The sequence below is a fragment of the Pseudomonas sp. FBF18 genome, from assembly GCF_024261405.1.
Classification (GTDB): domain Bacteria; phylum Pseudomonadota; class Gammaproteobacteria; order Pseudomonadales; family Pseudomonadaceae; genus Aquipseudomonas; species Aquipseudomonas palmensis.
In genome coordinates, this window is record NZ_QKRS01000009.1 from 202,838 (window position 1) to 220,670 (window position 17,833).

Genomic DNA, 17,833 nt, shown 5'->3' on the forward strand with positions numbered 1-17,833 from the left:
TCGAAATTACTCTTCACGGGCCGTTTCCTGCGCGGTTGTAGGGTTGGCTGGCGGGGCGGCCGGGGTGGTCACCGACACATTGGTCGGGGCACCCGCGGGGTTGGCGTATTCAGGCTTGAGGCGACCGTTCTGGTCGAGCAGCCAGGCGTCCATCACCTGGCGCACCACGGGGGCGGCCACGCCGGAGCCGGACTCGCCGTTCTCGACCATCACCGACACCACGATCTTCGGGTTTTCGGCCGGGGCGAAGGACACGAACAGGGCGTGGTCGCGGTGACGCTCCTGCACCTTGTTGCGGTCATACTTCTCGCCCTGCTTGATCGCGACCACCTGCGCAGTACCACTCTTGCCGGCGATGCGGTACTGCGCGCCGATGGCGGCCTTGCGCGCGGTACCACGGGCACCGTGCATCACCATCTCCATGCCGTGGGTGACCCTGTTCCAGTCGGCCTTGTCACGCAGCACGATGTCTTCCATCGGGTTCTCGTCCACCGGGCGCACGCCCTCGACGGTCTTGGCCAGGTGCGGGCGGTTCCACTTGCCCTTGCTGGCGATCAGCGCGGTGGCCTGGGCCAGTTGCAGCGGCGTGGCCTGCATGTAGCCCTGGCCGATGCCGAGGATCAGTGTTTCGCCGGGGAACCAGGCCTGGCGCCGGGTCGCGCGCTTCCAGTCACGCGACGGCATCAGCCCGGAGGATTCCTCGAACATGTCCAGCGCGACCTTCTGGCCGATGCCGAAGCGGTTCATGTAGGCCGAAAGCCGGTCGATGCCGACCTTGTGCGCCAGGTCGTAGAAATAGGTGTCGTTGGAACGCATGATCGCCGTGTCGAGGTCGACCCAGCCATCGCCGGTGCGGTTCCAGTTGCGGTACTTGTGGTCATAGTTGGGCAGTTGGTAGTAGCCCGGGTCGAACACTCGCGAGGTGGCCGTGACCGCGCCGGTGTCCAGGCCGACGATGGCCACTGCCGGCTTGATCGTCGACCCCGGCGGGTACAGGCCGCGCAGTACGCGGTTGAACAGCGGGCGGTCGATCGAGTCGCGCAGCTCGGCATAGGCCTTGAAGCTGATGCCGGTGACGAAGGGGTTGGGGTCGAAGCTCGGCTGACTGACCATCGCCAGCACTTCACCTGTGTTCGGGTCGAGCGCCACGATCGCGCCACGACGACCGCCCAGCGCTGCTTCGGCGGCTTCCTGCAGCTTGATGTCCAGGCTCAGGACGATGTCCTTGCCGGGGATCGGATCGGTACGCTTGAGCACCCGCAGCACCCGGCCACGGGCGTTGGTCTCGACCTCTTCGTAGCCGACCTGGCCATGCAGCTCGGCTTCGTAGAAGCGCTCGATACCGGTCTTGCCGATATGGTGGGTGCCACTGTAGTTGACCGGGTCGAGGGACTTGAGCTCTTTTTCGTTGATGCGCCCCACATAGCCGACCGAATGCGCAAAGTGCGCACCCTGCGGGTAATGGCGTACCAGCTGCGCCGCCACCTCCACACCCGGCAGACGGAACTGGTTCACCGCTATCCGGGCGATCTGCTCTTCGGTCAGCTCGAACAGGATCGGTACCGGCTCGAAGGGCCGACGCCCCTGGCGCATGCGTTTTTCGAACAGTGCCCGGTCGTCCTCGGTCAGCTCCAGCACCTCGACGATGGAATCGAGCACCTGCTGCCAGTCACCGGAACGCTCGCGGGTCATGGTGAGGCTGAAACTTGGCCGGTTGTCGGCGACGATCACTCCGTTGCGGTCGAAGATCAGCCCGCGTGTCGGCGGGATCGGCTGCACATGCACCCGGTTGTTCTCCGACAGCGTGGAGTGGTAGTCGTACTGAATGACCTGCAGGTAGTACAGCCGGGCGATCAGCACGCAAATCAGCAGCACGATCGCGACTGCGCCGACCACGACGCGGCTACGCACCAGGCGGGCGTCTTTCTCGTGGTCCTTGAGGCGAATCGGCTGCGACATTGAAAAGGCTTACGACTATTTGTGGTAAGGGTGCCCGGACAACACGGTCCAGGCGCGGTACAGCTGCTCGCCGATCAGTATCCTTACCAACGGGTGCGGCAAGGTCAGCGGCGACAGCGACCAGCGCTGCTCGGCCCGCGCACAGACTTCCGGCGCCAGCCCTTCGGGGCCGCCGACCATGAAGTTGACGGTACGCGAGTCGAGGCGCCAGCGGTCCAGTTCGACCGCCAGCTGTTCGGTGCTCCACGGCTTGCCGTGCACCTCGAGGGTGACGATACGCTCGCCCGGCTGGACCTTGGCCAGCATGGCCTCGCCCTCCTGACGGATCAGGCGGGCAACGTCGGCATTCTTGCCGCGCGTGTTGAGCGGTATCTCCACCAGCTCCAGGGACAGCTCCGACGGCAGGCGCTTGGCATATTCATGCCAGCCGTCCTCGACCCATTTGGGCATGCGCGAGCCGACCGCGATCAGACGCAGACGCACGGGGCTACCTTATTCCTGGTCTTTGTTGAGCTTGGCGAAGTGCTCGTGGGTGTGCTCCGGGCTGTGGTGCTTGCCATCGGCGGCACGGCTCTGCTCGGCACCTTTCCACAGGCGCTCCAGGTCGTAGAACTGACGGGCCGAGGCGGTCATCATGTGCACGATGACGTCGTCCAGGTCCAGCAGCACCCAGTCGCTGTCGCCCTTGCCTTCTTCGCCCAGCGGACGAACGCCCTTCTCCTTGACCATCTGGCGGACCTTGTCCAGCATCGCGCTGATCTGACGGTTGGAGGTACCGGTGGCGATGATCATGTAGTCGGTGATGCTCTGCTTGTCGCGAACGTCGATGACCAGGACGTCCTGGGCCTTGACGTCTTCAAGGGCAGCTACCGCGACCTTGACCAGCTCTTCGCCTTTAATCATTTCTTGCTTGCTCATATAAAACTCATTCAACTCGTAGGTATGAGGCGCCGTTGGCGCACTCAGTTCGGCACACGGTACAGGCCGTGCGCATCGATATAGGCCAGTACTGCGTCCGGCACCAGAAACCGCACCGACTTGCCGCTGGCCAGCAGCTGTCGGATCTGCGTGGCCGACACCGACAAGGGTGTCTGCCAGACGAATGCTATGTGCCCGGCCGGCCCCTGCAGGGCTTGCGGGTCACTCACCGAACGTGCGGCCAGCAGGTTGCGCAGGGCATCCGGCGACTCGACGTCGGCATCCGGGCGCTGAAGCACCAGGATATGACAGTGTTGCAACAACTCTTCCCAGCGATGCCAGCTCGGCAGGCCGCAGAATGCGTCCCAGCCCAGCAGCAGGAACAACTGGTCGTCAGCGGCCATTTCGGCGCGCATCAGCTCCAGCGTATCGATGGTGTAGGACGGCTTGTCCCGGGCCAGCTCACGCGCATCGACGCTCAGCAGGGGCACGCCCTCGACCGCGCGCTCGACCATGGCCAGGCGATCCTGCGCCGACACCTGCGGCATGTCGCGGTGCGGCGGGCGCGCATTGGGCATCAGGCGCAGTTCGTCCAGCGTCAGCACCTCGGCCACCTCCAGCGCACTGCGCAGGTGACCGATGTGCACCGGATCGAACGTGCCGCCGAGCACGCCGATGCGCCGGGCGGGCGACGGCGTGGCAGCAACGGCGAGCGGGCTGTGCTCGGCCAAGGTCAGAACGACTCCTGACCGCGCAGCTGGCCGTCACCGATCACCACGTACTTCTCGCAGGTCAGCCCTTCCAGGCCGACCGGGCCGCGTGCATGCAGCTTGTCGGTGGAAATGCCGATCTCGGCCCCCAGGCCGTACTCGAAGCCGTCGGCAAAGCAGGTCGGGGTGTTGATCATCACCGACGAGGAGTCGACCTCGGCGGTAAAGCGCCGGGCCTGACCCTGGTGTTCGGTGACGATCGAATCGGTATGGTGCGAACCATAGTGGTTGATGTGCTCGATGGCCGCATCCAGGCCATCGACCACGCGAATCGACAGAATCGCCGCCAGGTACTCGGTGCTCCAGTCGTCTTCGCTGGCCGGCAGTGCCTCGATGATCTGCCGGGTGCGCTCGCAGCCCCGCAGCTCCACGCCCTTGTCGCGAAACTGGCTGGCCATCGCCGGCAGGAACGCCGCGGCGACCGACTGGTCGACCAGCAGGGTTTCCATGGCGCCGCAGATGCCGTAGCGATAGGTCTTGGCGTTGAAGGCGATGCGCTGGGCCTTGTCCAGCTCGGCGTGCTCGGCCACGTACACGTGGCAGATGCCGTCCAGGTGCTTGATCACCGGCACCCGTGCGTCGCGGCTGACCCGTTCGATCAGGCCCTTGCCGCCACGGGGCACGATCACGTCGACGTACTCGGGCATGCTGATCAGCGCGCCCACCGCCTCGCGGTCGGTGACCTCGACCACCTGCACCACCGCCGCGGGCAGGTCGGCCTCGGCCAGGCCGCGCTGGATGCAGGCGGCAATGGCACGGTTGGAATGAATGGCTTCGGAGCCGCCACGCAGGATGGTGGCGTTGCCCGACTTCAGGCACAGGCTGGCAGCGTCGATGGTCACGTTGGGGCGCGACTCGTAGATGATGCCGATGACGCCCAGCGGTACGCGCATCTTGCCGACCTGGATGCCGGAGGGGCGATAGCTCATGTCGCGGATGGCACCGACCGGGTCCGGCAGGCTGGCCACCTGGCGCAGGCCGACGATCATGCCGTCGATGCGGGCCGGGGTCAGCGCCAGGCGCTCGAGCATGGCCGGCTCCAGACCATTGGCGCGACCGGCAGCCAGGTCCAGTTCGTTGGCGGCACCCAGCTCGGCGCGGGCGGCGTCCAGGGCATTGGCGGCAGCGTGCAGGGCGCGGTTCTTCTGCGCGGTGCTGGCGCGGGCAATCACGCGCGCGGCCTCACGGGCGGCGCGACCCAGGCGGGTCATGTAGTCAAGAACGGACTCAGTCATGGGCTCAGTGTCTTGGCGGAGGGGAAAATCGGCTGATTATAACTGTCATGCAGGTATACGCCCAGCGGTGTCAGGCGGATGGTCGAAAACAGTGTATTAAGATGTACCGTAGCGCGTCCCTTCGCCGGCAAGGCCGGCTCCAGCAAAGCCCCGCCGCCGACCCGGACCATAAATTGCTATTATCGCGCCCATGACCGAATTCGCCCCCTGCCCGCCCCGGGCCCTCCCCGACAGCTTCTTCGACCGCGACGCCCAGACCCTGGCCAAGGCCCTGCTCGGCAAGGTAATCCGCCATCGTCAGGGCGAGCTGTGGCTGTCGGCGCGCATCATCGAGACCGAAGCCTATTACGTCACCGACAAGGGCAGCCACGCCTCGCTGGGCTACACCGAAAAACGCAAGGCCCTGTTCCTCGATGGCGGCCACATCTACATGTACTACGCCCGTGGCGGCGATTCGCTCAACTTCAGCGCCCACGGCCCCGGCAACGCGGTGCTGATCAAGTCGGCCTACCCCTGGGTGGATGCCGTCAGCGACCACAACAGCCTGGCGCAGATGCAGCTGAACAACCCCGACGCCAGCGGCCAGCCGCGCGCCGATCAGCGCCTGTGTGCCGGCCAGACCCTGCTATGCAAGGCCCTGGGGCTGAAAGTCCCGCACTGGGACGCCCAGCGTTTCGACCCCGAGCGGCTGTTCGTCGAAGACTGCGGCATAACCGTGAAACACATTATTCAGACCACACGCCTGGGCATTCCCCAAGGGCGCGACGAACATCTGCCCTACCGTTTCGTCGACGCCGACTTCGCCGCGCACTGCACCCGGAACCCGCTGCGCCGTGGGCAAGTCGAAGGCCGCGACTATTTCTTACTGACACAAGGAAACTGACACCATGGGCCCATGGCTCGACAGCCTGACCGGCTGGCTGACCGCGAACCCGCAATGGCTCGGCCTGGCAATCTTCATCGTGGCCTGCGTCGAATGCCTGGCCATCGCCGGGCTCATCGTGCCCGGCACCATCCTGCTGTTCGCCGTGGCGGTTCTCGCCGGCAGCGGCGCACTGGGCCTGAGCGAAACCCTGCTGCTGGGCTTTCTGGGCGGGCTGCTGGGCGATGCGATTTCCTACACCCTGGGCCGGCGCTTCCACCAGAACATCCGGCGCCTACCGCTGCTGCGCCACCACCCCGAATGGATCGGCAGCGCCGAGAGCTACTTCCAGCGCTATGGCATCGCCAGCCTGCTGGTGGGGCGCTTCATCGGCCCGCTGCGGCCGATGCTGCCGATGGTGGCGGGCATGTTCGACATGCCCTTGCCACGCTTCATCGCCGTCAGCCTGTTGGCAGGTGCCGGCTGGGCGGTGGCCTACCTGCTGCCCGGCTGGGCCACCGGCGCGGCCATGCGCCTGCCGCTGCCCGAAGGGTTCTGGACCGAAGCAGGCATCATCGCCGCCGGCCTCGCACTATTGATCGGCCTGAGCATCAGCACCAGCCTGCGCAGCAAGCGCTACGGCACACGGCTGATCGCCGGCCTGAGCCTGGTAATGCTGGCTGCGGTGTTCATCGGCTGGCCGTACCTGAACGATTTCGACCAGGGCCTGATGACCCTGGTGCAGGAACACCGCCGCGCCACGCTGGACGGCACCATCGTACTGATCACCCGCCTGGGCGACTTCCGCACGCAGTTCGTGGTGGGCGGTGTGCTCACCGGCCTGCTGCTGCTGAGCCGGCAGTGGCGCCCGGCGATCTTCGCCGCCTGCACGCTGATGGGCACGGCGCTGGCCAACGGCACACTCAAGTGGCTGTTCGCCCGCGCGCGCCCCGAAGTGCTCAGCGACCCGCTGACCTCCTACAGCATGCCCAGTGGCCACAGTTCGGCGTCATTCGCGTTCTTTCTGACGCTGGCGGTGCTGGCCGGTCGTGGCCAGCCGCCACGCATGCGCCTGACCTGGATTCTGCTGGGGTGCCTGCCGGCGATGTCGATTGCCCTGTCCAGGGTCTACCTGGGTGCACACTGGCCCACCGACATCCTCGCCGGCTCGCTGCTGGCCTGCTGCGTGTGCGCCGCCAGCCTGAGCCTGGTGCAGCACCGCGAGCCGCTCGGCGCCATGCCGCTCAAGGTGTGGTGGCTGATCCTGCCGGCCTGCGCCGGCACCCTGGCGTTCTTCGCCCTGCATGCCTTGCCCCATGCCCTGCTGCGCTACCAGTACTGAGACCTAGGCGAACAACTCGCCCTGCAGCCGCTCGAGCAGCGCCTGGATCGCGTCCAGGCGCTGGCGGGGCGAATCGATGGCCAGCAGGTCGAGCTTGTCTTCATCCTCGAAGGGCAGCAGGTAGGCCAGCTGGTTGGCCAGTGCCTGCTGGCCGATGACTTCGACCGGCATGTCCAGTGCCGCCACCATCGGGTGCTCGCCCAGCGCGCCGAGCAAGGCCAGCAGGTCGTGATCGTCCTCCTCCAGGGGGGCGTCGGGCTGTTCGCTGCGCCAGTTCACGTCGGCCAGCAGCAGTTGGTCCTTCTGCACCTCGTAGGGGCCGACATCGAAGCGCCGCACACCCTCGACGCGAATGCCCAGCAGTCCGTTGTCCTGCTGCTGGAAGTCGCGTATCAACGCCTCGCAGCCGATTGTCGCGAACCCCGACGGGGCATTGCCCACCTGCTCGCCTTCGAGGATGCACACCACGCCGAACCCGCCGCCCTGCTTCATGCAGCGGCCGATCATGTCCAGGTAACGCGCCTCGAAGATCTGCAGGTCGAGCTTGCAGCCGGGGAACAGCACGGTATTGAGTGGAAACAGGGGCAATGTCATCGAATATCCTCAGGCAACCAGGCTGACCGCCAACGGCAGGAACACCGCCGTGACCACTCCCATCAGGCTCATGCCCAGGGCCGCGAAGGCCCCGGTTTCCTCGCTTTCTTCCAACGCCACCGCCGTGCCCACCGCGTGCGCACTGATGCCCAGTGCCATGCCGCGGGCTTCCGGGCTGCTCACCCCGCAGGCCGACAGCAGGGCCGGGCCGAAGATCGCCCCGATCACACCGGTGATCAGCACGAACACTGCCGCCAGCGCCGCCACCCCGCCGATCTGCTCGGCCACCAGCATCGCAATCGGCGAAGTCACCGACTTGGGCGCCATGGTCATCAGGATCATGTGTTCGGCACCGAACCACCAGCCCAGCAACAGGCAGGCACAGGTCGCGACCAGGCCGCCGATTACCAGCGTAGTCAAGGTCGGCCACAACAGCTGGCGAATACGCCGCAGGTTCAGGTAGAGCGGGACCGCCAGGGCCACGGTGGCCGGGCCCAGCAGGATGTTCATGATCTCGGTGCTCTTGCGGTACTCGGCATAGGACACGCCGCACGTCACCAGTACACCGATCACCACCAGCATCGATACCAGTACCGGCTGCAGGAAGATCCAGCGGGTCTTGTCGTAGGCCGCCAGCACCAGCTGATAGGCCCCCAGGGTGATACCGATGCCGAACAGCGGGTGGTGGATGACCGCATTGAGGGCGCCGTGCCAGTCCAGGCTCATGGCTTTTCCTCACGACGGGCCTGACGGGCAATCATCTTCTGCATGAGCACGCCACAGAACGCCAGGGCGATCAGCACCGACAGCACCAGCGAACCGACGATGGCCCAGAAGTCGGCAGCAATGTCGGCGGCGTACACCATCACACCCACTGCCGGCGGCACCAGCAGCAACGGCAGGTAGCGCAGCAGGCTGCTGGCCGCCTCGCTCAACGGCGCACTGACCTCGCCGCGCAGCATCAGGTACGCCAGCAACAGCACCAGCCCGATGATCGGCCCCGGCAGCATCGACAGAAACAGGTGATTGATCGCCGTCCCCAGCAACTGGAACAGCACGAGCCACGTCAAACCACGCAACAACATTGCACTTCTCCCTCAGGCCTGGCGGCCATTATAAGCACGCTAACGACTGGTCTATACCCCGATATTCGCTGAAACAACGGTGACTTGACCGCATCCGGTCGGCGTGCTGATCTTAAGCAGTCGAACCTGTAGCAGTCACAACAAAATCAAAGACAACCAGGAGAGTCGCAATGCCCTATGTACCCGTTGCAGAGCTGGCGCAGTACGTTGGAAAGGAACTTGGACGTTCCGAGTGGCTGACCATCGACCAGGAGCGCATCAACCTGTTCGCCGAGGCTACCGGCGACTTCCAGTTCATTCATGTGGACCCGGTGAAGGCGGCAAAAACGCCATTTGGCAGCACCATTGCCCACGGTTTTCTCACCCTTTCGCTGATTCCCAAGCTGATGGAAGACATCCTCGTGCTGCCCGAGGGGCTGAAGATGGTCGTCAACTATGGCCTGGACAGCGTGCGCTTCATCCAGCCGGTGAAGGTCGGTTCGCGGGTTCGTCTCAAGGTCGACCTGAGCGAGGCCATCGAGAAGAAACCGGGCCAGTGGCTGCTCAAGGCCACCACCACCCTGGAAATCGAAGGCCAGGACAAACCCGCCTATATCGCCGAGCCGCTGTCGCTCTGCTTCGTCTGACCCGACCAAGGTGAAACAGCTGCCAGCGGCTGTTTCACCCGCGACAAACTGCGGCATACTCGGGGCCTGACTTGCCCGGACCCCGCCATGCGCCCATTCGTACCCCTTGCCCTGACCCTGCTGCTCGCCGCCTGTGGCGACGGTGAACCGCTGTCACCGCCCGACGCCCGCCTGCCCGATGGCGGCCGCTACCGTGGCGACGTGGTCAATGGCCTGCTGCAGGGCCCGGGGCGCATCGACTACCCCAACGGCAGCTGGTATGCCGGCAACTTCCAGCAGGGCCAGTGGCAGGGCCGCGGCGAATGGCACGGCAGCAATGGCGAGGTGTACCGCGGCGAGTTCCAGCAGGGTCTGTTTCACGGCCAGGGCGAGCTGACCACCCCGGGCAGCCACTACAGCGGCGGCTTCAAGCTTGGCCGGCGTGACGGCGAAGGCACCCTCAGGGAAGGCCAGGTACAGTATCGCGGGCAGTTCAAGGACGACCAGTACAACGGCGCCGGCGAACTGACCCTGGCCGACGGCAGCCAGTACCAGGGCCTGTTCGCCAAGGGCAAACCCCACGGCGAAGGCATCCGCAGCGATGCCAGTGGCAACCAGTTCAGCGGGCGCTTCGTCGACGGCCAGTTGCAGGGCAGCGGCACCTTCAACAGCGCCGAAGGCGACCAGTACATCGGCGAATTCAAGGACAACCACCTGCAAGGTCGCGGCCGTTACGAAAACGCCGATGGCGACGTTTGGATCGGCCAGTTCCGCGACGGCTCGCTGACCGGCAAGGGCGAGCTGTTCGGCAGCGACGCCAGCCACTACAAGGGCGAGTTTCGCGACTGGCGCTTCGCCGGCCAGGGCCGCCTGCAATTGCCCGACGGCAGCCTGTACGTCGGCGGTTTCGAAAACGACACCTACCAGGGCAAAGGCCGGCTGACGCAGGTCGACGGCAGCGTCGAAAGCGGCCACTGGGTCAACGGCCTGCGCGTGCGCGACGAACACGGGCGCCTGTTGCCCGACCCCCTGGAGCTGGCCCTGCTCAAGCAGGGCACCCTGCTCGACAAGGCGCTGGCCCAGGTACCGGCCTCCACCCCGGCCATCGAACTGTACAGCCTGGCCCTGGCCGGCGATGGCAACCAGAGCGTGTTCATGCGCGAGGCCGACTACGTCAGCGACATGCTCAAGACCCGTTTCGGCGCCACTGGCCAGGTCGCCCTGGTCAACCACCGCGACCACATGGCCGACCGCCCCCTGGCCACCCGCGAGAACCTGGCGCGGGCCGCACGCACCCTGGCCGAGCGCAGCGGCCCCGAAGACCTGGTGTTCATCTACCTGACCAGCCACGGCAGCCACGAACATGAACTGGTGCTGGATCTGCCGCGCCTGCAACTGGCCGACCTGCCCGCCGATGAACTCTCGGCCGCGCTTGCCCCACTAAAGGAACGTGACAAGATAATCGTGATCTCTGCGTGCTACTCGGGGGGTTACATCGATTCACTCAAGGACGACAAGACCTTGATCATGACCGCATCGCGTGCCGACCGGGTGTCGTTCGGCTGCTCCGAAGAGGCCGACTTCACCTATTTCGGCGAAGCACTGTTCGCCCGGGCACTGAACCAGACCGACGACCTGCAGCAGGCCTTCGAACTGGCCAAGACCACGGTGCAGCAGCGCGAGCAGGCCGATGGCTTCGAGGCTTCCGAACCTCAGCTGTGGGCGCCGCAACGGGTGCTGCAGCACTGGCAGAAACTGCGCCAGCAACAGGCACGAAAAGCACTGCAAAGTGCCGATGCGGCACAAGCAGAAAATACAAGCAGCCACTAAGCTGACTGTATCAAGGGAGAGACATCATGTACCTGACGCCTCAGCACATCCTGATTGCCGGAGCCACCGGGCTGACTGGTGAGCATTTGCTGGATCGGCTGCTCAACGAGCCGACCGTGAGCCGTGTGCTGGCCCCCACGCGCCGGCCGCTGGCCGAACACCCGCACCTGGAGAACCCGGTCGGCGACCCGGCGGTGTTCCTGCCGCAGTTGAGCGGCCGGGTGGACATCGCCTTCTGCTGCCTGGGCACCACCATCAAGCAGGCAGGTTCGGAAACGGCGTTTCGCGCCGTCGACCTGGACATGGTGGTAGCGTTCAGCAAGCGGGCGCGGGAAATGGGTGCACGGCACCTGCTGGTGGTCAGCGCGATTGGCGCCGACCCCAAGTCGTCGGTGTTCTACAACCGGGTCAAGGGCGAGATGGAACAGGCACTCATGGCGCAGGACTGGCCGCAATTGACCATCGCGCGGCCGTCGGTACTGCTGGGCGAGCGTATCGAGCCTCGGCTCGGTGAACAGTTTGCCGGGCCGTTGTCGCGGCTGCTGCCGGGCAAGTACCGCGGCATCGAAGCCTGCCAACTGGCGCGGGCGCTGTGGCGCCTGGCGCTGGAAGAGCAGGACGGGGTCCGGACCGTGGAGTCCGATGAACTGCGTAGATTGGGTAAGTAATTCAAAGGCCTCATCGCGGGTCGAGCCCGCTCCCACAAGGACAGCTCAGCCCCTTGTGGGAGCGGGCTCGACCCGCGATGAGGCCGCTGGCTACAACCCGCCGGTAGCCTGAAACCCCACCCCCAGCACCGTCAGCACCGACAACGGCAGCAACACCGTATCGAGCAGTGCACTGCCCGGCAGGTCCAGCCCCGGGTACGCCGGTGCCGGCGCGCCAAAACGGTCTTCAGGGCAGCAACCGCCCTGCAGCGCATACAGATCCAGCCGCGTACCCGAATACACCACCGGTGCCCCCGGCTTGGCCGCATCCAGCGTGCGCACCGTGGCGCAGCCGCTGCTCAGTGCCAGCACCGCCAGGCCTGCCACCAGCAGCGCCTTCACTCCTCGCCGCCAACATGGTGCTCGCCCCAGCGCGGCAGCATGTCCTGCGGAATATCCAGCAGGTTGAGAATCCGCGCCACCACAAAGTCCACCAGGTCGTCGATGGTCTGCGGTTGGTGATAGAAGCCCGGCGAGGCCGGCAATATCACCGCGCCCATCTGCGACAGCTTGAGCATGTTCTCCAGGTGGATGGTCGAGAAAGGCGCCTCGCGCGGCACCAGAATCAACTGCCGACGCTCCTTCAGGGTCACGTCCACGGCCCGCTCGATCAGGTTGTTGCAGGCCCCGGTGGCGATTGCCGACAGCGTGCCGGTGGAACAGGGCACCACCACCATCGCTGCCGGCGCCCCGGAGCCCGAGGCCACCGGCGACATCCAGTCCTCGCGCCCGTATACCCGGATCTGCCCGGCCGCAGCGCCGGTGTACTCGGTCAGAAACGCCTGGATCGACTGCGGCTTGGCCGGCAACACCACGTCGGTCTCGGTCGACATCACCAGTTGCGCAGCCTTGGAGATCAGAAAATGCACCTCGCGGTCTTCACGCACCAGGCAATCGAGCAGGCGCAACCCGTACTGCGCCCCGGAGGCACCGGTCATGGCCAGCGTGATGCGCTCCGGGCCGCTCATCGCAGTGCCTCGGCCAGCTTGCCGTGCAGCCCGCCAAAGCCGCCGTTGCTCATGATCACCACCTGGGTGCCCGGCGCGGCCTGGCTTTTGACCCGCTCGATGATCGCCTCGAGACTGTCGGCGACAATCGACGGCACCGTGCACTCGGCGGCGGTGGCGGCCAGGTCCCAGCCCAGATTGGGCGGTGCATACCAGATCACCTGGTCGGCATCGCACACGCTCTGGGGCAGGCCATCACGGTGGGCGCCCAGCTTCATGGAGTTGGAGCGCGGCTCGATCACCGCGATCAACGGGGCGTCGCCGATGCGCTTGCGCAGCCCGTCGAGGGTGGTGGCAATGGCGGTCGGATGGTGGGCAAAGTCATCATAGATGGTCACGCCCTGGACTTCAGCGACCTTTTCCATGCGCCGCTTGACGCTCTTGAACGCGCTCAAGGCGGCAATCCCGATGGCCGGCACCACGCCCACATGGCGGGCAGCGGCCAGGGTGGCCAGGGCGTTGGCCACGTTGTGCTGGCCGGTCAGCTCCCACTCCACCACGCCCTGGGCTTGGCCTTCAAAACTGACTTCGAAGCGCGAACCGTCGGCGCTGAGCAGTTTCACCTGCCACTGACCACCGGCGCCGGTGGTCTGCACCGGGGTCCAGCAGCCCATCTCGATGACCTTCTGCAGGGCCGGTTCGGTGGTGGGGTGAATGACCAGGCCTTCGCTCGGGATGGTGCGCACCAGATGGTGGAACTGGCGCTCGATGGCAGCCAGATCAGGGAAGATGTCTGCGTGATCGAACTCGAGGTTGTTCAAAATGGCGGTGCGCGGACGGTAGTGCACGAACTTGGAACGCTTGTCGAAGAACGCGCTGTCGTACTCGTCGGCCTCGACCACGAAGAACGGCGTGGCGCCCAGGCGCGCCGACACCGAGAAGTTCTGCGGCACACCGCCGATCAGAAAGCCCGGGCTCATCCCGGCATGCTCCAGCACCCAGGCCAGCATGCTGCTGGTGGTGGTCTTGCCGTGGGTGCCGGCCACGGCCAGTACCCAGCGGCCCTGCAGCACGTGGTCAGCCAGCCACTGCGGGCCCGACACGTAGGGCAGGCCCTTGTTCAGCACGTACTCCACCGCCGGGTTGCCCCGCGACAGTGCGTTGCCGATCACCACCAGGTCGGGGGCCGGCTCCAGCTGGGCGGCGTCATAGCCTTGATGCAGCTCGATGCCCTGGGCCTGGAGCTGGGTGCTCATGGGGGGATAGACGTTGGCGTCGGAGCCGGTGACGCGGTGGCCAAGCTCCTTGGCCAGCACCGCCAGCGAGCCCATGAAAGTACCGCAGATACCGAGAATATGAATGTGCATGGTCGACCTCACGAAACGTGGAGGCAGGGTAGCTTAGGGTGGGAAAAATCGCATCCTGAGTTTGCCTAGGCGCCCCGTGCAATCCCGTGCTTGCGCAGCTTGCGGTACAGCGTATTGCGGCTGACCCCCAGTTGCGCCGCCACCTGGGTCATGTGCCAGCGCTTGTGCTCCAGCGCCTGCAGCAGCGCGGCCCGCTCGGCGTCGTCCAGCGGGTGTTCGGCCTGCGGCCTGGCAACCCTGGGCTCGAGCGCTGCCGGGGGCTGGCGCACTACCGGCGGCAGGTCGTCGAATGCAATGCGGCCATCCTCGCACAGGGCCACCAGGGTACGCAGCACATTGCGCAACTGGCGCACGTTGCCGGGCCAGGCAAATTCCAGCAGCGCCCGGCGTGCCGACGGCTCTAGCCGCACAGGTTGGCCCGCGGCTTCCTCGGCGAGGACAAAGTCGAGCAACTGCGCCTTGTCGCTGCGCTCACGCAATGCCGGCAGGGCGACCTCCAGGCCATTGAGGCGGTAATACAGGTCTTCGCGAAAGCTGCCGGCCTCGACCCGGCCCAGCAGGTCACGGTGGGTGGCACTGATGATGCGCACATCCACCGCCTGCGGCTCGCCGCCGATCGGTACCACCTGGCGCTCCTCGAGCACCCGCAGCAGGCGCGTCTGCAGGGCCAGCGGCATGTCGCCGATCTCGTCCAGCAGCAAGGTGCCGCCGTCGGCCTGTTGCAGCTTGCCGCGCATGCCCTCCTTGCGCGCCCCGGTAAAGCTGCCGCCGCGATAGCCGAACAGCTCGCTCTCGATCAGGCTCTCCGGGATCGACGCACAGTTGAGCGCGACGAACGGTTTGCCCGCGCGCTGGCTGGCCTGGTGCACGGCCTTGGCGAAGGCCTCCTTGCCACACCCGGTTTCGCCGTTGAGCAGCACCGGCACGTCGCGCTCGAACACCCGCAGCGCACGCCGAAAATCCTGTTGCAGTGCCGGGTCGACCAGGCAGATGCGTTGTGCCGGCATTGGCGTGCTGGTGGCCGACGGCGCAAGCGGTGGCGCCACCGCACGGGCCTGGCCGCGCAGGCTGGCGAACAGCACACGGCCATCGCGGGTACGCAGCGGCCAGCTGGTGCTGGCGGCCGCCGTGGCACGCCCGAGCAGTTCATCCAGCGCGCAGTCGAAAAACGCCTCCACTGGCTGGCCGAGCAGCCCGCCGCGTGCCGTTGCCAGCAGGTTCAGCGCACTCTGGTTGACCGCACAGATACGCCCCTCGCCATCGAACGCCAGCAGCCCCTCGCTGAACAGCCCGACCGATTCGGCCTGCAGGTGAAAGCGCAACAGCCAGTGGTTTTCGAAATGGCGCAGGAAGTAGCAGCTCTCGATCATCTTGGCCGAGAGGTTGACCAGCGCCATGGTGTGGAACTGGCTCTGGCGCGACATGTCGGGGCGCGCCGACGATACGTCGAGCACTGCCAGCAGCTCGCCCTGCGGATCGAACACCGGGCTGGCTGAGCACGTCAGCCCGGTATGGCGCCCGCGAAAGTGTTCATCCTGATGAATGGTCAGGGCCTGGCGCTCGACCAGGCAGGTGCCGATACCGTTGGTGCCTTCGCAGGCCTCGCTCCAGTCGGCGCCCAGCCAGAGCCCGGCGCGCTCGAAGATGCGCCGCTCGGTGGGTGCGGTGACGCAGTTGAGGATCACCCCGCGCGCATCGGTCAGCAGAACCGCGTGCCCGGCGCCGCAGAGTTGCTGGTGCAGGCTGTTCATCTCGTTGCCGGCGATCTGCAGCACCTGCTGCAGGCGCTCACGGCTCTCCAGCAGCCGCCCGTGCTCGAGCACGGTGGGCGCAACGCTCTGGGCCGGGTCGAGGTGGTAGTCCTCCAGGCAGCGCAACCAGGAACGGGCGATCGACGGGTCGCTGCCCGGCCCCTGCAACAGCGCCTTGCCCTGGGTGACGGTGAGCACTTGCCGGGCGTGCCGGCTCAGATGATTGCTCTGCACTTTTTATTGTTCTCCGCACACGAGATGAACCCAGCATCCTCCTGCCGCCAGTGCATTGCAATGGTGGCGGGACCGTCGGGTCACGTTGTGTGCCACAACGGGTACAGAGTGTCACCCAGGCTGTGCCGGGGCTGGCACACAGCGCCTGCGGGGCGCCCTCCGCGCCGCGCCAAGCCCTTGATTTCACTAGGCCACCGGGCAGTGGCCCGTGCCTTGCACTACGCTTTACATCCTCCCTACAAGCACAATAGCCAGGAGACACACCATGCGTTACGCACATCCCGGTACCGACGGCGCGATCGTTTCCTTCAAGAGCCGCTACGGCAACTACATCAACGGCGAGTTCGTGCCACCGGTCAAAGGCGAGTACTTCACCAACACCTCGCCGGTCAACGGCCAGCCGATTGCCGAGTTCCCACGCTCCAGTGCCGAAGACATCGACAAGGCGCTGGACGCCGCCCATGCGGCCGCCGATGCCTGGGGCACCACCTCGGTGCAGGCGCGCTCGCTGATCCTGCTGAAAATCGCCGACCGCATCGAGCAGAACCTCGAACTGCTGGCCATCACCGAAACCTGGGACAACGGCAAGGCGGTACGCGAAACCCTCAACGCCGACATCCCGCTGGCCGCCGATCACTTTCGCTACTTCGCCGGCTGTCTGCGCGCCCAGGAAGGCAGCGCCGCTGAAATCGACGGCAACACCGTGGCCTATCACATCCACGAACCGCTGGGCGTGGTCGGGCAGATCATCCCGTGGAACTTCCCGATCCTGATGGCCGCCTGGAAGCTCGCCCCGGCCCTGGCCGCCGGCAACTGCGTGGTGCTCAAGCCGGCCGAACAGACCCCGCTGGGCATCAGCGTGCTGCTCGAAGTGATCGGCGACCTGCTGCCACCGGGCGTGCTCAACGTGGTGCAGGGCTATGGCCGTGAAGCCGGCGAAGCGCTGGCCACCAGCAAGCGCATCGCCAAGATCGCCTTCACCGGCTCCACCCCGGTGGGTTCGCACATCATGAAATGCGCCGCCGAGAACATCATCCCCAGCACCGTGGAGCTGGGCGGCAAGTCGCCGAACATCTTCTTCGAAGACATCATGCAGGCCGAGCAGAGCTTCATCGAGAAGGCCGCCGAAGGCCTGGTGCTGGCGTTCTTCAACCAGGGCGAGGTGTGCACCTGCCCGTCGCGCGCACTGGTGCAGGAATCGATCTACCCGGCGTTCATGCAGGAGGTGATGAAGAAGATCAAGCAGATCAAGCGTGGCGACCCGCTGGACACCGACACCATGGTCGGCGCCCAGGCCTCCGAGCAGCAGTTCGACAAGATTCTCTCGTACCTGGAAATCGCCGAGAAGGAAGGCGCCGAACTGCTCACGGGCGGCAAGGTGGAAAAACTCGAGGGCAACCTGTCGACCGGTTACTACATCCAGCCGACCCTGCTCAAGGGCACCAACAAGATGCGCGTGTTCCAGGAAGAGATCTTCGGCCCGGTGGTCAGCATCACCACCTTCAAGGACGAAGCCGAGGCCCTGGCCATTGCCAACGACACCGAATTTGGCCTGGGCGCCGGTGTATGGACCCGCGACATCAACCGCGCCTATCGCATGGGCCGCGGCATCAAGGCTGGCCGCGTA

18 protein-coding genes are annotated in these 17,833 nt (G+C 65.8%); 6 read left to right on the forward strand and 12 right to left on the reverse strand.

All coding sequences use genetic code 11. From position 1 onward, the window contains the following. Positions 1 to 6 precede the first annotated feature (6 nt). The 5 genes from mrdA to DN387_RS16215 are packed head-to-tail and all read right to left on the reverse strand — an operon-like array spanning position 7 to position 4,882. Entirely contained in the window at positions 7 to 1,959 is a 1,953-nt protein-coding gene (gene mrdA / locus DN387_RS16195) for a penicillin-binding protein 2 (protein ID WP_054916341.1), read from the reverse strand. Between the two features lie 15 nt (positions 1,960 to 1,974). Further along, entirely contained in the window at positions 1,975 to 2,442 is a 468-nt protein-coding gene (gene rlmH / locus DN387_RS16200; protein WP_010222895.1) for a 23S rRNA (pseudouridine(1915)-N(3))-methyltransferase RlmH, read from the reverse strand. 9 nt (positions 2,443 to 2,451) lie between these two features. Then, positions 2,452 to 2,877: a ribosome silencing factor gene (gene rsfS / locus DN387_RS16205; protein ID WP_088514344.1), complete on the reverse strand. Its 426-nt coding sequence runs from the start codon at positions 2,875 to 2,877 to the stop codon at positions 2,452 to 2,454. Positions 2,878 to 2,921: 44 nt separating this feature from the next. Further along, positions 2,922 to 3,608, reverse strand: a complete 687-nt coding sequence (nadD, locus tag DN387_RS16210) for a nicotinate-nucleotide adenylyltransferase (RefSeq protein ID WP_043863906.1) — start codon at positions 3,606 to 3,608, stop codon at positions 2,922 to 2,924. Positions 3,609 to 3,610: 2 nt separating this feature from the next. Further along, complete coding sequence (locus DN387_RS16215) at positions 3,611 to 4,882, reverse strand: glutamate-5-semialdehyde dehydrogenase (protein WP_043863907.1); 1,272 nt, start codon at positions 4,880 to 4,882, stop codon at positions 3,611 to 3,613. 190 nt (positions 4,883 to 5,072) lie between these two features. Here DN387_RS16215 and DN387_RS16220 point away from each other — a divergent pair, with 190 nt between their 5' ends. Together DN387_RS16220 and DN387_RS16225 are read left to right on the forward strand one after the other, a co-directional pair. Beyond that, on the forward strand, positions 5,073 to 5,765 hold the full coding sequence (locus DN387_RS16220; RefSeq protein ID WP_043863908.1) for a DNA-3-methyladenine glycosylase: 693 nt from the start codon (positions 5,073 to 5,075) through the stop codon (positions 5,763 to 5,765). A 4-nt stretch (positions 5,766 to 5,769) separates the two neighbouring features. Continuing rightward, the gene (locus DN387_RS16225) at positions 5,770 to 7,086 is read left to right on the forward strand and encodes a bifunctional DedA family/phosphatase PAP2 family protein (protein WP_054916340.1); all 1,317 of its coding nucleotides are present in this window, start codon (positions 5,770 to 5,772) and stop codon (positions 7,084 to 7,086) included. Positions 7,087 to 7,089: 3 nt separating this feature from the next. Here DN387_RS16225 and DN387_RS16230 read toward each other — a convergent pair whose 3' ends face one another. From DN387_RS16230 to DN387_RS16240, 3 genes are read right to left on the reverse strand one after another with little or no spacing between them, the layout of a single operon-like run. Beyond that, positions 7,090 to 7,680 (reverse strand): LON peptidase substrate-binding domain-containing protein, encoded by a 591-nt coding sequence (locus DN387_RS16230; RefSeq protein ID WP_043863910.1) that lies wholly within the window; start codon positions 7,678 to 7,680, stop codon positions 7,090 to 7,092. A gap of 9 nt (positions 7,681 to 7,689) precedes the next feature. Further along, the gene (locus tag DN387_RS16235; RefSeq protein WP_177333010.1) at positions 7,690 to 8,400 is read right to left on the reverse strand and encodes an LrgB family protein; all 711 of its coding nucleotides are present in this window, start codon (positions 8,398 to 8,400) and stop codon (positions 7,690 to 7,692) included. Positions 8,401 to 8,402: 2 nt separating this feature from the next. Continuing rightward, complete coding sequence (locus DN387_RS16240; protein ID WP_043863912.1) at positions 8,403 to 8,765, reverse strand: CidA/LrgA family protein; 363 nt, start codon at positions 8,763 to 8,765, stop codon at positions 8,403 to 8,405. A gap of 170 nt (positions 8,766 to 8,935) precedes the next feature. On the opposite strand from DN387_RS16240, the gene DN387_RS16245 reads away from it, so the two are divergent. From DN387_RS16245 to DN387_RS16255, 3 genes are all read left to right on the forward strand, one after another. Next, the gene (locus DN387_RS16245; protein ID WP_043863913.1) at positions 8,936 to 9,391 is read left to right on the forward strand and encodes a MaoC family dehydratase; all 456 of its coding nucleotides are present in this window, start codon (positions 8,936 to 8,938) and stop codon (positions 9,389 to 9,391) included. Between the two features lie 87 nt (positions 9,392 to 9,478). After that, positions 9,479 to 11,200 (forward strand): C13 family peptidase, encoded by a 1,722-nt coding sequence (locus DN387_RS16250; RefSeq protein ID WP_054916338.1) that lies wholly within the window; start codon positions 9,479 to 9,481, stop codon positions 11,198 to 11,200. A 26-nt stretch (positions 11,201 to 11,226) separates the two neighbouring features. Next, positions 11,227 to 11,868 carry an oxidoreductase gene (locus DN387_RS16255; RefSeq protein ID WP_043863915.1) on the forward strand — a complete coding sequence of 214 codons (642 nt, stop codon included), beginning with the start codon at positions 11,227 to 11,229 and terminating at the stop codon, positions 11,866 to 11,868. 90 nt (positions 11,869 to 11,958) lie between these two features. On the opposite strand, the gene DN387_RS16260 is transcribed toward DN387_RS16255, so the two are convergent. From DN387_RS16260 to DN387_RS16275, 4 genes are all read right to left on the reverse strand, one after another. Further along, positions 11,959 to 12,249: a YceK/YidQ family lipoprotein gene (locus tag DN387_RS16260; RefSeq protein WP_043863916.1), complete on the reverse strand. Its 291-nt coding sequence runs from the start codon at positions 12,247 to 12,249 to the stop codon at positions 11,959 to 11,961. After that, complete coding sequence (gene ubiX, locus DN387_RS16265; RefSeq protein ID WP_054916337.1) at positions 12,246 to 12,875, reverse strand: flavin prenyltransferase UbiX; 630 nt, start codon at positions 12,873 to 12,875, stop codon at positions 12,246 to 12,248. The genes DN387_RS16260 and ubiX overlap by 4 nt, the downstream gene beginning before the upstream one ends. After that, positions 12,872 to 14,221 carry a UDP-N-acetylmuramate:L-alanyl-gamma-D-glutamyl-meso-diaminopimelate ligase gene (mpl, locus tag DN387_RS16270; protein WP_043863918.1) on the reverse strand — a complete coding sequence of 450 codons (1,350 nt, stop codon included), beginning with the start codon at positions 14,219 to 14,221 and terminating at the stop codon, positions 12,872 to 12,874. Before mpl ends, ubiX begins: the two co-directional genes overlap by 4 nt. A 65-nt stretch (positions 14,222 to 14,286) precedes the next feature. Next, entirely contained in the window at positions 14,287 to 16,206 is a 1,920-nt protein-coding gene (locus DN387_RS16275) for a sigma-54-dependent Fis family transcriptional regulator (RefSeq protein ID WP_054916336.1), read from the reverse strand. A 265-nt stretch (positions 16,207 to 16,471) separates the two neighbouring features. On the opposite strand from DN387_RS16275, the gene DN387_RS16280 reads away from it, so the two are divergent. Continuing rightward, the coding region (locus DN387_RS16280) for an aldehyde dehydrogenase family protein (RefSeq protein WP_254506117.1) at positions 16,472 to 17,833 on the forward strand (1,362 nt) is incomplete at its 3' end.

Excerpts from the sequence above, each read along its gene's own strand:
- mrdA (WP_054916341.1), bottom strand. The coding sequence starts at position 1,959 with ATGTCGCAGCCGATTCGCCTCAAGGACCACGAGAAAGACGCCCGCCTG.
- rsfS (WP_088514344.1), bottom strand. The coding sequence starts at position 2,877 with ATGAGCAAGCAAGAAATGATTAAAGGCGAAGAGCTGGTCAAGGTCGCG.
- DN387_RS16215 (WP_043863907.1), bottom strand. The coding sequence starts at position 4,882 with ATGACTGAGTCCGTTCTTGACTACATGACCCGCCTGGGTCGCGCCGCC.
- DN387_RS16220 (WP_043863908.1), top strand. The coding sequence starts at position 5,073 with ATGACCGAATTCGCCCCCTGCCCGCCCCGGGCCCTCCCCGACAGCTTC.
- DN387_RS16225 (WP_054916340.1), top strand. The coding sequence starts at position 5,770 with ATGGGCCCATGGCTCGACAGCCTGACCGGCTGGCTGACCGCGAACCCG.
- DN387_RS16230 (WP_043863910.1), bottom strand. The coding sequence starts at position 7,680 with ATGACATTGCCCCTGTTTCCACTCAATACCGTGCTGTTCCCCGGCTGC.
- DN387_RS16240 (WP_043863912.1), bottom strand. The coding sequence starts at position 8,765 with ATGTTGTTGCGTGGTTTGACGTGGCTCGTGCTGTTCCAGTTGCTGGGG.
- DN387_RS16245 (WP_043863913.1), top strand. The coding sequence starts at position 8,936 with ATGCCCTATGTACCCGTTGCAGAGCTGGCGCAGTACGTTGGAAAGGAA.
- DN387_RS16250 (WP_054916338.1), top strand. The coding sequence starts at position 9,479 with ATGCGCCCATTCGTACCCCTTGCCCTGACCCTGCTGCTCGCCGCCTGT.
- DN387_RS16255 (WP_043863915.1), top strand. The coding sequence starts at position 11,227 with ATGTACCTGACGCCTCAGCACATCCTGATTGCCGGAGCCACCGGGCTG.
- ubiX (WP_054916337.1), bottom strand. The coding sequence starts at position 12,875 with ATGAGCGGCCCGGAGCGCATCACGCTGGCCATGACCGGTGCCTCCGGG.
- mpl (WP_043863918.1), bottom strand. The coding sequence starts at position 14,221 with ATGCACATTCATATTCTCGGTATCTGCGGTACTTTCATGGGCTCGCTG.